The 16,522-nt window shown below is 43.8% G+C and carries 5 protein-coding genes; all 5 read right to left on the bottom strand.

Annotated features, from left to right (window positions below; genetic code table 11):
• Positions 1-93 precede the first annotated feature (93 nt).
• A complete protein-coding gene (locus GJB62_RS17310) occupies positions 94-1,047 on the bottom strand; it encodes an SDR family oxidoreductase (protein ID WP_114081768.1) in 954 nt (317 codons plus the stop codon).
• A 56-nt stretch (positions 1,048-1,103) separates the two neighbouring features.
• On the bottom strand, positions 1,104-1,808 hold the full coding sequence (locus tag GJB62_RS17315) for a DUF4386 domain-containing protein (protein WP_159402527.1): 705 nt from the start codon (positions 1,806-1,808) through the stop codon (positions 1,104-1,106).
• Positions 1,809-1,941: 133 nt separating this feature from the next.
• Positions 1,942-2,922, bottom strand: coding sequence for a hypothetical protein (locus GJB62_RS17320; RefSeq protein ID WP_114081770.1), 981 nt, complete (start codon positions 2,920-2,922; stop codon positions 1,942-1,944).
• A gap of 176 nt (positions 2,923-3,098) precedes the next feature.
• On the bottom strand, positions 3,099-8,042 hold the full coding sequence (locus GJB62_RS17325) for a non-ribosomal peptide synthetase (protein WP_114081771.1): 4,944 nt from the start codon (positions 8,040-8,042) through the stop codon (positions 3,099-3,101).
• A 753-nt stretch (positions 8,043-8,795) separates the two neighbouring features.
• The gene (locus GJB62_RS17330) at positions 8,796-16,412 is read right to left on the bottom strand and encodes a type I polyketide synthase (RefSeq protein WP_114081772.1); all 7,617 of its coding nucleotides are present in this window, start codon (positions 16,410-16,412) and stop codon (positions 8,796-8,798) included.
• Positions 16,413-16,522: the final 110 nt, after the last annotated feature.

Consider the following 16,522-nt stretch of genomic DNA (forward strand, 5'->3'; position numbering starts at 1 on the left):
CGTACCAAAAGTCCCTTTCCCTTATAGTCATAAACATTGCCATAAGGGAAAAAGAATGAGATAGTCTAACCTTGACAGAGCTAACCTTAACTTTTACGTTTTTAAAGTTTCGAGATGTTCGCTATACCATGTCAAGGTGTGTCGGATAGCTTCACGTAAAGGGGTAGCATGGTTGCCAAATGCTTGAACGTATTTATCATGATTTACAACAAATGGCTCATCAAACTCATACATCATTTCGACGGTTTCACGAGCTTCTGGGATAAAAATTCCGCCTAGTCGCATCATGAATTTACCCATTTTACTGATTTTTGGTGGGTGTCCAGCTTCCTCAAAAGCTATGTTGATAAATTGTCGAGTAGTGAGAGTCTCAGCATTAGGTACGTGCCAAATTTGACCCAATGCTTTATCCTGTTCCCCTAAGACCACCAATGCCTTGCCAAAGTCATCGATAAAGGTATAAGTATGAGGGAGGTCAATTTCACCGATCGCTGATGCAGGCTTCCCAGTCAGTACAGAGGGAAAAATGCGATCGCCCATTACAGAATCAAGTACTAGTGGCCCATAGAAGTCCGATGCTCGACCAATAGCAACTCGTACAATACCTCTACGGTGTGCATCCAAAAGCGCCTCTGCTATCTGCCCACGGACGCGCCCTTTGCGGGTGGTTGCAGCATTCGGCATATCTTCTTGCAACGCACCATTGACAGGGCCATACATATAGAGATTATCTCCCACAACAAGCTTTGCGCCACTGGCGGCTACGCCTTCGACAATGCTAGCTTGCAATGAGGGAAAAAACTCTGGCCATTGGGTGTAGGCTGGTTGCGCGCATTGGTAAACGACTGTCGCCCCAGTAGTAACCGCTCGTGTATTTTCGGAATTATAAGCATCGCTGGCGATGATTTCCACATTAGAGGGTACGTCTGCTTTGCCACTGCGGTTAATCATACGCACCCGTTTGTTCCGAGCTAGCAGTTCGCGCATGACGGCTTGTGCCAGGGGGCCAGTACCAAAAATTACATGGAGTTCTTCTGTTGTGTTCATGGGTTGGTTTTGATATTAGGAGAATTATTTTTTTAGATAATAATGCTAGGTTTCATTTAAACTTGGACGTTTTTGTGTCTCAATAAGGTCACACCTGCGGCTAAAAACCAGAGTTGGAGCATGGTCACTGACACGCTAATAAATGCCCCTAAATCCACCCCAAATAGTTCTATTAATTGAGTTGCCAAAAACAGAGCAGCGATGATCCCAAAGATTCCTAACCAACGTGGTAGTGTTCTTGAACGCAATAAGTAAATTGAGATAATTGTTAACCACAATACGGTAAACAGGCTAACACCTAATACTTCACCGACCGAGCCAGCGTAGTCATTGAGGGTTTTATAGACAACAGCGATCGCTTCACGAGTTTGTGCAGAGATTGCAGGGTCAGCATAAACTTGCGCTAAAGCTGGCATTGGTACTAACCAGCGAATAATGCCCAGGCAACGAGTGACAGTAGATGCGATTCCAAAACCTGTTGCCACTTGGAGCCATACAGGGTTGGTTTCCCCATTGCTAATGACACGAGCAGTTAATAAAGCTACTACCCAAAAAAGTATTGAATAAAGAAGATAGATCAGATAACCAATTCTGACTGGTTCAGCTTTTTCAATTAATAGTGGCAGCATTATACTAGCCGGTTCACCAAGGCTAGCTGGCCAGTTGATTGCTGCACCAAGAATAAAAACTGGCACAAACAGCAGTAGACTTTCAACAATTAATACCAGACCAGCAGTTCGGTAAAGTGCTTTGATAGACATAAAGGAATTTATTTTTGACATGATTACATGAGATAAGGAACACATGGTTGGGTAGTAGAGACGTTGCAATACAATGTCTCTACTTGGGAAAATCGGGATAATTTTGATAACTAAAACTAATTATGGATAATTGTCAGTTCTGTAGTTTCTTGCGCTGGGACACAGCAACCAAAACTCCAAACATAAATATTCCCCAAGAAAAAGAAGCTTCTGGAACTGCTTTTAGCGCAACTGCGCGAATTTGCATCGGGTATGGCAGAAGTATCATATCGTATCCATTGCCGCTTGCAAAATTAATATCCAGTTCTCCAAAGTTCTCGTTAACTATCTGCACTCCACCACCAGCAGCATTAACATCATTTAAAAAAGCTGTGGCTAAACCTGCCAGCAATGGATCTAAGTTAGATGCTTTTTTTGCTGCAATTGGGTCGGTAAAACTACTTTCAAAATCATCATCAAATGATGGTGTATCACCGTAATCGATAATTGAATAAAAATCAGAATATCCAAAATCGACTATTTTAGTATTGCCACTATAGAGTGCTATTTCAACATCATTTGGATTAGCTTTATAAATTCTTTCCTCAAGCGGTGTATTAGGATCAGCGTACCAATTTTGACCGAATATATCTGCACCTAAATTCCAAGTTTGGTTAAAATTGCGATCGCTCTTTTGACCAAATACAAAGCCAATATCATTGAGTGGGATGCCATAATTTGTGAGGTACTGACCAAAGGTAGGGAAGCTATTAATGCTAATCAAACTTGTCATTCTGGTAGCACCGCTAGCAGGTTCTTCCGGGCTTCCTTGGCGACCAGTCCCGTAATATGGGGCGTTGTTGAAACCGGGGAAATCTCGGCGAGAATTTAGACCGATTTCCTTATGACCGTGATCTGGAGCCGAAGGATCTGGATTATAGAAAGGGACAAAACCTTGATTTTCAATCGGTGATCCATTTAACCCCAGAAAATTACTAGATGCTGTTGGTCGTGATTTAATAAATTGTAGTTGGTTGTAGTCAAAGCTTAAGTTTGCGGCTTGAGCTGGTGCAGTTGCAGATAAGGCTACAGAGGTGGCGAATCCAATAAGTTTAGACAGTTGATAAGTACGCATATTTGAGGTTTTAACGAAGCTTTCTTGACATTTTCAGCATCATATTATCACTGGTGTGATATTTTGTAGAGATACCGCAATCTAGCTTGAAAATAGGGAGTGCGGAAGGCTTGCAGACGCGATTAATTGCGTCTGTACTGGCGAATAGGGGAAAGACTGATGGAAAGTTTGCCACCCTAATAGGATTTGTGAAAGTGATTTGTCACTTCTACAACATTGCCTACTAAAGGTACAACGGCTAGCATCTCTGCCATAAGTTCCAAATAGCGATCGCCAAGTCTACGAATAGTTGCAGGTAGGTGGAAATTGCAAGAGTATTCGATTTCTAAGTGAACAGTGCCATCGGTGATGGAGAAGAAAAACTCTAGTAACGCTGTACGTTTCTGGTCAGGAGAGGACAACCGACTATCTCTATCTTCCTCAATAAACTTAAACAGTTCTAAGGCGGGAGCAGTACGATTTCCTAAGTAGTTAGCTCTGACTGGAGTGAGATTGTTATCGGGATAAACATGATGAGGAAGCTGCTCAGAAATCCAATCAAACGTTACACCATTCATCGGCAACTCGTTAAATTTGGCTTGGATTTCCTTGGTGGTTTGTTCCCACTTGATGGAACGTCCTACATTAACCCCGACAGGGAAATTCATCGCAAAATTACCAACACTATTTAAAAATGTGTGCGTGCTATCTAGATTTCTGCCGTGGCTGCGATGGCTAACTACTACCCAATGTTGTCCACTCCACTCAGCCATCAACCGATACAAGGTAGAAAGTAGCAACGTGTAGACATTACATTTGTAATACTGTTTGGCTTCACGTAAGAGAATGTTACTACTGTTTTTGGACAGGGTAAATTTTTCGCTGGCGGCGGAAGCCTCTAAATTAGCACCTTTTTGATGGTCAAAGGGAACTTGGAAGGTATATTCTTGAGAAGGAAATTGAGATTTCCAATAGTCTACATGACTTGTCAAAGCTCCTTGTTGTTCCGCCTGCATCAGCACACGCACATAGTCTATATAAGAAGGTGTCGAAGGGAGAGGCTGAGAACTCTGAGTTCTGTTCCCCAGCAACTCGCTGTAGGTCAACCATAAGAGATTAAAAATTACCCCAGTACTCAGCAAATCACCGATGATATGATGTCCAACCAGCGAGATATCGTAGCAGGATTCATTCACCTTGATTGCGATTACTTTCATCAGCGGCCATTGGTCGATTTGAAACTGTTGAGCTATTTCTTGTATCCGGTTGTGGATTTCACTGTCTCGCTGTGCAGATGTAAGATGACTACCATCGTAGAATTCAGCACTCAACTTTTGCTCTGGGGAAATTAACTGTTGCCACCATTGTTGATCTCTTTGTACAAACACAGTCCGTAGAGCAGGATGAGTTTCCAGTACAAAATTGAGAGCTTGGTTAAATATCTCTGGGTCTAATGGTTGATGGAAAAGAAAACGCGTGTACCCATTCCATTGATATGGAGCCTCAAAGTATTTCACTAACCAACGTTGAGCAGGGCCTAGAGGTAAGTATTCCTGGGATACTGTTGGCTTTTCTTGGGTGATAGCTGCCAAAATAGCCTTGCGGTCTAGCTTACCATTGTGGGTTTTAGGTAGACTGGCTAGCCATTCCCATCGGTGAGGAATCATGTAATCAGGCAAGCGTTGAGCCAGGAATTCCTTAATTTGTTGATTGTCTACTTGAGAACCAGCCAAGCAAGCTATTAAACGTTTTTGACCATTTTCGTAATCTACAGCTAAAACGGCAGCTTCATTAATCGCGGGATGGCTATTGAGAACACTTTCGATTTCACCCAGTTCTACACGGAAACCACGTATTTTAATTTGGTGGTCAATGCGTCCATGATACTCGAAACTACCATCTGGCAATTCCATAGCTAAATCGCCGGTTTTGTATAAATATTCCCCTGGAACGTGAGAAAAGGGATTAAGCCGGAATGCGTCTGCTGTGCGTTGTGGATCTTTGAGATAACCTTTAGCCAATTGCACACCGCCAATCCAGAGTTCTCCCATTTTTCCTGGGGCTAATGGCTGCATCTGTTCATCCAAAATTAATATATACACATTATCTATAGCTTTACCTATAGGAATGCAGATTTCTTGTTCGCCTGGACGTTGACGAATAATGTGTGCGGTGACATCAATGGAAGCTTCAGTGGGGCCATAAAGATTGGCTAAACCAACACTCATGCCATACTTATCAATCCAACGTTGTACAAAAGGTACAGGTAAAGCTTCGCCACTAAAGACTAACCAACGCAAATCGGGAAAAGTCCATAATTCGGATTCTAAAGCGTTACAAAATTCTCCAAATAGGGAAGGAACAAAGTGCATGACATTGATTTGGTTATCTTTAATCCACTGTGCTAAGAGCCAAGGATTTTTGACTGTTTCTGTTTCCACAGAATAAACAGTAGCTCCCACCATCAAAGGCCAGAATATTTCCCATACTGATATATCAAAACAGCAAGATGTTTTTTGGGCAACGCGATCGCCATAACGCAATTGAAAAGCATTCTGCATCCAAACCAGGCGATTCATGTAACCCCGATGGTTGAGCATCACTCCTTTAGGTTTACCTGTAGAACCAGAGGTGTACAGTACTGTCATCAAGTTATCAGGAGTATTAACATTGGCAGGAGCTATGTCTGAACAACGCGCCCAAGTCTTTTTGTTTAACTGTGTCCAAGCTTTACCTTGCTCAAAAATACCCTCATCTAAGAACATCAAAGTATTTAAAGGTAACTGCTCAGTCAGGCATTCTGCTAACTTGTTTTTCAAGCGATTTTCTGTTAGCAAAATTCCGATTTCAGCGTGTTCTAGTATGTACTTAATCCGTTCATGAGGATATATAGGATCTAAAGGAACATAAGTTCCGCCTGCTTTGAGAATACCGAGAATCCCCACAAACATCAAAGGCCCGCGTCGTGTCATGATCCCCACAAACACGCCTGGTTTAACTCCCTGAGATTGCAAATAATTAGCCACTTGATTGGAAAGACGGTTCAACTCTGCGTAGGTAATTTGAGTTTCCCCATCCGTCACCGCTATGGCATTGGGAGTACGCTTGGCTTGCTCAATAATTTCCCAGTAAGGAATTTCTTGGGGTTGTTGATTGTTGACAACTGATTGGTTTTGTAAAGAAGATGATTGTTTCTTCCCAAGTAGCACAGCCATTTCTTGGAGGCTGCGACAAGAAAGCAAGGCTTGACGATTTACTTTGCCTAACCGTTTTTCTAACCTCGTAACAATGCGGATGAGTTCTAAAGAATCCATTCCCAATTCTGCTTCCAAATCCTTAGCCATATCATTGTCAGTAATCTGGGAATGGCAGATTTCTGTGGCGATTTCTTGCAGAAGCTGCACTATATTTACATCTGTTTGTGTCTTGGGCAGTGGCTGCGTTAGTTGCTGAGATGGGATTTTTAGTGAAGCTAATTCTTTGATTTGGGTAATGTATTCCTGCATCAATTCATCGATAACAGACTCAGGGAAAAAGTTACTGTCGTAGCTAGCGAACAAATGTAAACTGTCGTCAAATATTTCTTGCAATATATCAATTGTTCCCGCAGCATTAATACCACCTGCGCGATAATCGATTACATCTATGGGGCCATATTTGTTTTTAATATTAGTCTGTCCTGTAAATGGACAGTATAAATTTGATTTCAGTATGCGGCGATACATAGGTAACATCCGCTCAGGGATTTTGCCATCTTCTAAAACAATATTGTCTCGGAAAGCGATCGCCATTTGACGAGTTTGGGCACGATCATAACCGTTAACTAACCCTTGTTGGATTTCCTGATGAACGCGGTTTAACAGCCGTTGCCAATCTTCATTCAGTGCTGGTAAGTCTAGGCTAATGGACAAATTCTGAGCAAAACTACCCACCACATCAGAAGCATCTATGCCTGGATAAACCCGCCCACTGGTGGGAACTTGAACCATAATCGGTTCGTTTTTAGACTTCTCAAACTTGGCAACAGCCCGCACAAATGCACCCACTAGTAGGGAGTTCAATGGTAATCGCCATTCACGAGTTTGGGCAATTAGTTGATTAGTAATGGTCTTTCCTAAAGAAAATCTGCGGTTATGGAATTTTGGACACAGGGATGTGATGGCATTTCCTGTTGGATTCCATAAGTAAGAATCTTTGCCCCGCCGATTTACATACTCGACCAGCGCTTTATCTTCTTCTGGGTCTTGCCAAGCATTAATTGATTGCACCAATTCGCTGTAATCTTGGACGGTTGTAGGTGGCTGTAAATTAGGTTGTTCACCGCAAATATGGGCGCGGTAAATTTCCATAAATTCGCGTAAGATAACATGACATCCTAGGGCATCAGAAATGAGATGCTCGTTAGCTAACACCAGTTGATAGACTGAATCTTCCAGCCGAAAGACAAAAAATCGATGTAGTGGCCACTCTGTTATTTGCCATTCATAATTGAGGCAGCGATGCAATTCATCATTAATTAATTGTTCTTGAGCCTCACTATGAAGATGTCTGATATCAGTAACGGGTATATCAGGAGGAGTGGGGTTTTCCATAACTACCATTTCGTAATCCTTGAATCTGGTAGTATCGGGAGGAATGATAAAGCGCGATCGCAGCATCGGATGACGATTCAGCAAGTCTTTCCAAGACTGCCAAGCAACGTTTGAATCAAAATCACCTCGTAAACGGAGAGTGGAAAATAAGCTAATTGAATTTACTACCCAATGACCGAGTAAATGAAAATATTGCCCAGAAAGAATCTCAACCTTCTCTATTTTCTGCTCCTTTTGATTGATAATACTTGCAGATGGCGAAGAATCAGAATTATCTATTTGGGAAACTAAGCACTTATCAGCTATTTGCACGACATCGCCCAAAGTTTGCAATTGCATCAAATTTTGTAAAGGCAATGTCTCCATAAATTCGGGTTGTCTTTCTTGGGGAATTAGTGCTACTAATCCATTCAATAGTTCCATCATTTTGATGGAATCTAATCCTAAGTTACTCTCCAAAAACATATCTCGTTCTAATTCTTCTGCATCATGTCCAGTAATTTTGGCGACTAGGGAGAAAATAGGCAATTCTAAGCTCTTAGTACTCATTGCATCCTCTAAAAAGAATAATGTTCGCAATAAAATTTTCCAACATCTTACCTAATTAAGTAAGTATTGTTTTTAAGTCTAGTTATTCATACAAAACTAAATTTGAATGGATAAGAATTACGAGAAAAATTAATCTTCGCTCTTGTTATGTTACTTATCGCCTTGATCTGAGCTATTTATGCAAAAAGTTAGGAGCAATAAAACAAAGGGTTAGCTTTCTTTGTCTATTGCTTCCTAACTAATTTTGAAAGTTTTATTGCTCTGTGGGTGTTATACCGTTTCTTTGTGAAGGTGCATCTATTTACCCTCCGGCTACGCCGTCCCCCCTTGTAAAGGCTACGGTGTACACACAAATCGGAGTTACTTTGAGATCCTGGTTTTACCCCCCTTAATCCCCCCTTGTAAAGCTACGGTGTACACACAAGTCAAATTACCCCCCTCAATCCCCCCTTGGAAAGGGGGGAAGCCGGAAATCTAGTTCCCTCCCCTTTACAAGGGGAGGGTTAGGGTGGGGTAATTCGAGAACTGGTAGTGATTCGATAACTTGTGTGTACACCGTAGCCTTGTAAAGGGGGGAAATATCCGGTTCTCCCCGTTTATAAGGGGGAGTTAGAGGGGGTCAAAAGGACTTGTGTGTACACCGTAGCCTTGTAAAGGGGAGGGAACTAGATTAGCCGTTCTGCCACTGACTACAGACCTCTGATGAAACTTTACCCACGAGGGGGTAGAGTTTTTTATACTAATAACTTCAGCCTATTTACCAAATCTCTGCAAATCCTGAGCCAGCTTGATGTAACTTGACTGGCGTTGGCTGTCCGTGAGTGGAGACAATTGTTCCATTGGCAACAGTCGAGTTTGGGCTACTGCTATCGGATGCCTTGGCTGTTGGCTATTGTCCACAATCTTCAAATCCTCAGCCAGCTTGGTGTAGCTTGAATGGCGTTGACTGTCTGTGAGTGGGGATGGTTTTTCTATGGGCAATAGTCGTGGCTGTTGGCTATTGTCCACAATCTTCAAGTCCTCAGCCAACTTAGCGTAACTTGACTGGCGTTGACTGTCTGTGAGTGGAGATAGTTGTTCTATAGGCAATAGTCGAGTTTGGGCTACTGTTACTGGATGGGTTTCCAAAACTTTGGCATTTGACTGATGCTGATTGTCTAGGCGTGGTGGTAATAATTCAGCCGCAGGTATAGAGGTTGCTTGATTTTCCTGAGTGCTATCAACTAATGATACTCTGTAGGTTTTACGCTCGAAAGGATAAGTAGGCAGCAGCACCCGACGTAGACCTTGAGGAAATAAGGGTATGCTATTAAACCTCACCCCGGCTACATAAGACCTGGCCAGACTTGTCAACACACGTCCCACCACTGGTTGTCCTTTGTCTAGATATATCCAGACTCCCAGTTCATCCAAACTTGCTAATTTTTCTTTGAGAGCTAATGAATCTCCTAAGTGTAGGTAAACACTTTCTTTGGAGATGACATCTTGACACACATCTACATTTAACTGTTCAGATACTTGCACCGGGGCTACCAGTTGAGCCGTGGAAATTGTGTCAGAATGGCTGAAAATTCCTTGTGAAGTCACTAATGGGCAAGTCCAGGTTGATGCTAACCGTTCTTTTGCGGACACATTATGAGCAATAAGACCTTTTTGTCCTTCTATTTGTAGGAGCAAAGTGATCGCTTGCTCTAGTGTCAACATTCCCCGCAGCGTAGCTCCTACTAGGATACCGGTTTTTTCTACTAATAAACTAGTGGGTTGTAATTCCAAAGACATCAACAAGCGTCCCCAAGCGTACTGCACCGCAAATATATGTGCCTGTTCGCTCATTTCATTTAATCCGGCACGCACGCTATTGTAAGCTACTTGGAATTGAGGGAAACGTTTGCCTAAAGTTTCTACTTCTGCGGGAGCGATCGCACTAGTTCCATCTAATACTAAATGAAACGGTGTTGTACGCTGGGGGTTAGCTCGACCTGTATATATACCTGCTGGTGTTTGTGCTGAACAGATAGCCTCCAGGTAATTGAGCAGATGTTGGCGGTCATTGACTACTAAAGCTGCCTTATAAGGTAATTCCTTCTGGGCATTATTTTGAGTAAAACAGATTTGGGAAGATTCTTGTTCAGGATGATGAATGATGTGTTCGCGTAGTTGTCTAGCTACTTCTTGCAGTGCTTGTTGATTCCGTGCAGTCAGACATAACAAATCAGGAGCAGAACTTGTGACCTGGGACTGTAAATTAGCTGCTAGTGGGGATTCCTCAAGAATAACGTGACAATTTGTACCACCAAATCCAAATCCATTCACACCTGCACGTAATGGGTTGCCATTAGGCGACCAGGGTATACTCTTACCCGCCACAGCAAAAGGTGTGTCTGCAAAATTGATATGGGGATTAGGCTCCTCAAAACCTACAGTTTGGGGAATTTTGCCGTGCTGCATGGCCAGTACCACTTTGATCAGGCTGACAATCCCGGAAGCAGACAGCAAATGACCAATGGAGGATTTAACCGAACCAATAGTACAGAATCCCTTTTCATCAGTAAAGCTACGGAAAGCTTGTGTCATCCCCTCTACTTCTACTGGATCGCCCAGGAGAGTACCTGTACCGTGGGTTTCAATGTAGGAGATAGTCCGGGGGTCTACGCCACAACTGTTGTAGGCTTGGCGGATAGCTTCCGCTTGACCTTTGGGATTGGGAGCAGTTATCCCTTGAGAATGACCGTCATTATTAACTGCGGAACCTTTAATTACAGCATGAATCAAATCCCCGTCAGCCAAAGCCTGCTTGAGTGGTTTGATAATTAATACACCTGCACCTTCTCCTAAAACAATGCCATTAGCACGGCGGTCAAAGGGATAACAGGTTCCACTTACAGAAAGAGCCTGTGCCTTCCGTAAAAAAGTGAAGGGACTAGGACTGAGATTTAAATTAACCCCGCCGACTATTGCCATGCCAGTTTGACCAGAACGCAGGCTTTCGCAAGCAATATGTAATGCCACCAGAGAAGAAGAACAAGCTGTGCTAACTGCCATACTTGGCCCCTTGAGGTTTAGGCAATGGCTAACTCGTGCCGCTAATTCGTTGACCTCGTTACCTGCTGCTGACTCAGGGAGAATTTCACTTGGTTGCAGTACTTGGGAGAGCGTCTTGAGCAAATGCTGACGATCCTCAGCAGGAAGGTGATCAAACCAAGAACTCTCTTGCAAACGCTGACGTAATTCCTCGTAATACTGATAATTGGTGAAGTGTTCGATGTAAGTATTTTGTCCACAACCAACAAACACACCGATATTGTCTGGGCGATATTTACCGCCGTAGCCTGCCTGTTGTAAGGCCTGCATAGAAAGCTCTAGGAACAACCTCTGTTGTGGGTCCATTGCCGTAGCTTCCTTGGGGGAGATGCCAAAGAACATCGGGTCAAAGTCGAAGGGACTGTTTACAAAGCATCCACGTTTGGATATTTTTGCTTGCGGAGAGTTTCCTTTGGCTTCAAAGTAGTGTTGGTTGAACCAACGGTCTTGAGGCACATCTTGAATGACGGAGCGGCCTGCATTGAGTAAATCCCAATACTGTTCTAAGTTATCAGCTCCTGGTATTTTACAAGCCATGCCGATGATAGCAATGTCTTGTTCAGGAACATCTTGGTATTTTTCCTGGGTGGCGACATTTGGGGGCGCTGATTTTTCTGCTTCCGGGCTAGATGTTTCTTCTGGAGCGATCGCGCTCGTGCTAGTCTTCACAGAATAACCGTACTTGCTTTGTAAATAATCTACCAGGTCATCTGGTGTTTGATATTCAAACAGTAAAGTCGGAAATAATTCCTCGCCTAAAGTTGTCCCTAAATGTTGGACAACTTCTACAGTCCCAACAGAATCTAACCCCATTTCTTGGAAAGTTTTGTGTCCTTCCACCTGTGCTTCCGGAATACGTAAATGTTGCAGTAAAACTTCTCGGACAAGCTGTCGCAGATTGCGAGATTTAGTTTGTGGTTGGCTTGCGGAGGATTTTGGTGCTATTTCTGGGGTGGCTTGAGCAATTAAGTCAATGATGTGAATGACACCAGAAGCATCCAAAGATAGAGCTTTAATAAAAGCATTAGCGGCTGGCTCTGGTTCCAGAGGATTTAAACCTTTGGATTTTACCATTAATAAAGTTGATGCTCCTAAAAGAGCGCCCATACCGCGATCGCTCCATAGAGAATAATTCAGAGCTAAGGAGCGTCCTTGACCGCCATGCTGTGTCCGGTAGACAGCATAACTATCGAGAAAAGTGTTGGCTGCGGCATAATCGCCCATGCCGGTTCCCCATTCGGCTTTGGAAGCGGAAACCGAGGACAACAACACAAAATATTTTAGGGGTTCGTTGCGGGTAACAGCATCGAGGATGATGGTTCCCTGGACTTTCGGGGCTAAAACTTTGGTGATTGAGGCAGGTTGTTTTTGCAGTAGTTTAAATGTGCTGTGGTCAACTGCACCCGCCGCATGGATGACTCCATCCAGATTACCAAAGCGAGATTTGATGTTCTCAATTAATTGCTTCATCCCCAAGGCATCTGTCACATCCACAGCCTGATACATAACTGTGGCTCCGAGTTGCTCTAGTTGCTCAATTGCTTGGATACGTTGCTGCGTTGAGGAATCATGACTAGCGGATTGCCATTCTTGTTTGGGGGGGAGGGGATGGCGACCTGTTAACACCAAATTGATGGGTACTTGTCGAACCAAAGCTAAGGCTATTTCTGTCCCGACAGCACTTGTACCACCAGTAATCAACCAGGTTTCTCCAGGCGACAAAGGTAGAGAATTGTTATCTGTAGAGACATTAATTTTTTCCAGGGTACGACTCAACCGTTGACCATTACGGATAGCAACAATACCTTCACCAGTAGGGGCTGCCTTCATTTCCTGGAACAAAATATCGGCTAATTTTTCTGGCAGATAAACATCTTGGTTAAAATCTACGACTTTGGCTTGAATCTGAGGATTTTCTTGTGCCACCACCTGCGCCAGTACACCTGCCATAGATTGATGTACAGCGTGTAGGGAATCATTTGGAGATATTGGATAAGCACCTTGAGTTACCACTAAGAAATTGAGGGGAGAGGCTGGGTAATGTTTGACTAGCGCCTGTGTCAAAAACAAAAGACTGTAAACGCGTTCATTGAGCAGGCGGTCATTTTCTAGTAATTGTCCTGGGGATGTTGCCCACAAACTATAGTTCCACAGATGTACGGCTGCGGTGACTGTAACACCGTCTGCTTTGATATTTTTAATTAGCTGTTCGTAGTCTGCAACGGATGCCGGATTAATAGTGAAATGTTGTGCTGTTTGGGTGAAGCTCTCCCCTGGGGTGACAATATATGTCGTGTACTTTTTAGAGTCGAACAGCTTTTCTAAATTTTCTCCTACTTGGTGGCGATCGCTAAAGATCAAAATTGCCCCTGAAGGAATATCTTGAGATTGGCTTGACACCTCTGGAGTCCATTGCCAACTATGAAACCAATTCGATGGTACAGCCAGAGGAATTCTTGGCAAAGCTTTGACTTGGGGAATAGCTGGCAGACTTTTCTCCTGTAAGGAGAGAGGTTTTGAATTCTCCCCTGGTAGGGAAGGGGGGTTTTCCACCCAGTAGCGTTGGCGTTGAAATGGGTAGGTTGGTAGTGCCAGGCGGCGACGCTGATAACCTTGGTCAAATGCAGTCCAATTGATTTTTATACCCCTGATGTACAACTCACTTAAACTAGCAAGCAATTGTGACCAATCTGGTTGTCCTTTTTTCAGAGAAGTTAGCCAAGTGCCTGTACCTTCTGGCAAGCATCTTTTACCCATGCCTACTAATGTGGTACTCGGCCCCATTTCTAGAAAGATTTCATACCCTTGTTCATGTAGCGTCTTGATGCCGGCATAAAATCTTACTCCTTCTCTCAAATGCTGTCGCCAGTAAGTTGCATTGGGAATTTCTTGGTATTTAAGTATTTGTCCAGTCAAATTTGAGATTAGGGGAATACGCGGCGCTTGAAACTGCACCGAGCTAGCTATCTGCTCAAAGGGATCGAGGATGCTAGCCATTAAAGGGGAGTGGAAAGCGTGAGAAACCTGCAATGGTTGGGCGTTAATTCCTTGAGTTGCCAATTCTTTCAGCACGGCTTGGACAGCTTCTCTGGCTCCAGAAATAACGATATTTTCTGGGCCATTAATCCCAGCAATTGCCACTTGCCCAGTGTAAGTAGCTAAAATGCCATTCATCCGTGCTTCATTGGTGAACACTGCCGCCATCATGCCATTTTGGGGTAGAGATTGAATTAAACGCCCCCGCTCGGCGATTAATTTCAGCCCATCTTCCAAGCTGAACACTCCAGCAACACAAGCGGCTACATATTCACCCACGCTGTGACCCATAACGGCATCTGGTACAATTCCCCAAGATTTCCACATTTCAGCTAAGGAGTACTCTAAAGCAAACAGTGCTGGTTGAGTATATGCTGTTTCATTCAATGGGGAAGCAACATCCGATGTGGGGTAAAGTACTGACAACAAAGGTTGCTGAAGATAGGGACGCAAAATTTCGTCGCATCGGTCTAAAGTCTTGCGGAACGTCGGCTGGGTTTCGTAGAGTTGTCGTCCCATCTCTACATACTGAGAACCTTGCCCTGTAAACATGAACACTACTTTGGAACGCTTCTTCTGTGCTTGACCACTGACTAATGTACTGGTCTGCTTTTGGCTAGCGAAAGCTGTTAGTTGTTCGCGCAAGTCTGTGTTAGATGCAGCGACAACAGCAAGACGGTGTTCAAAATGCGATCGCCCAGTGTTGGCTGTAAAACAAATATCTGCTAAAGATGTTTCTGGATGGGATGTTAAAAAAGATTCATAGCGACTAGCCATTGCTAGTAGTGCTGCCTCAGTTTTGGCCGATAAACTCAGCAGATGGAGTGGGCGCTCAGTTTTCGGCGGCTCTAATTTCAATTTTGGTGCTTCTTCGATAATCAGATGGGCATTAGTGCCACTCATGCCAAAAGAACTAACCCCAGCCAAGCGTTTCCCGTTGACTGCTGGCCATGGAGTTGGCTTAGTTGGCACAGCCACCGCAAGTTTGTCCCAAGGAATATGAGGGCTGGGCTGTTGTAAATGCAGATGTGGCGGTATCTCTGCGTTTTGTAAAGCCAGCACCACTTTCATTAAACTGGCAACTCCCGCAGCTGATTCTAAATGACCCAACTGAGTTTTCACGGAACCAATCAGCAATGGTTGCTCTGGAGAACGTCCTTGACACAACACTGAGCCTAAAGCTCTCACTTCAATGGGATCTCCCAAAGATGTGCCTGTACCGTGGGTTTCTACATAACTAATTTGTTCTGGTGCTACCTTAGCGTTGGTGAGTGCCTGATTAATCAATTTCTCCTGAGCTAGCCCATTGGGTACTGTCAGACCACTGCTAGCACCATCGTGATTAACTGCCGAGCCTCGTACCACAGCCAAGATATTATCATTGTTAGCGATCGCATCTGATAAACGCTTGAGTACAACTATGCCGCAGCCTTCTCCACGTACATAACCATCGGCTTTGGCATCAAAGGTCTTACAACGACCATCTGGAGCCAGCGCCCTCATTCTACTCAGACCAATAGAGGCTTCCGGTGCTAATATCAAATTGACTCCACCAGCTAAAGCCATATTGCACTCACCTGAACGCAAGCTCTGACACGCCAGGTGAACCGCTAGCAATGAAGAAGAACAAGCCGTGTCTAATTGCATCACAGGCCCTTGCAAGCCCAGGACATAAGCTAGGCGACCGATGGCAATACTCCGAGCATTTCCTAAACTGCTGTAAGCATCAATGCGGTTATGATCGCCAGAATATAGGTTAAATCGGGAATAATCTTCCATAAAGAGTCCCATAAAGACTCCCGTCTGGCTGCCGTTTAATTCCTCTGGGGATTGTCCGGCGTTTTCGACGGCTTCCCAGCCTACCTCCAAAAGTAGCCGATGTTGGGGATCCATGCTGGCTGCTTCTAGAGGGGAAAGTCCAAAGAAATGGGGATCAAATTGATCTACCTGTTTAATAAACCCACCATAGCGGGTGTAAATTTTTCCCAGAGTGTTGGGATTTGCATTGTAATACTCATCTACGTCCCATCTGTCAGCCGGAACTTCAGTGATAGTGTCTACCCCATTGTGGAGTAATTCCCAGAATTTCTCAGGGTAGTCGGCTCCCCCAGGAAAGCGACAGTTCATCCCAATAATGGCGATTGGTTCTGTCTTGGCGTTCTCCACTGCGTCCAATTTGGCACGCATTTCTTTTAAGGCTAAAACTGAACGTTGTAATGGAGATAATTGGTTGATGTCTGAAGTGTTACTCATTTTAAGAAATTGCGTAATTAATAGACAAATAAATTGAGTCTGAAGCCAGACTCATTTAGCTGTGTAAAGTAAATAAAAGGGAAAAGGTTAAAGGTTAAAGGGGAAAGGGA

The organism is Nostoc sp. ATCC 53789 (assembly GCF_009873495.1).
GTDB lineage: Bacteria > Cyanobacteriota > Cyanobacteriia > Cyanobacteriales > Nostocaceae > Nostoc > Nostoc muscorum_A.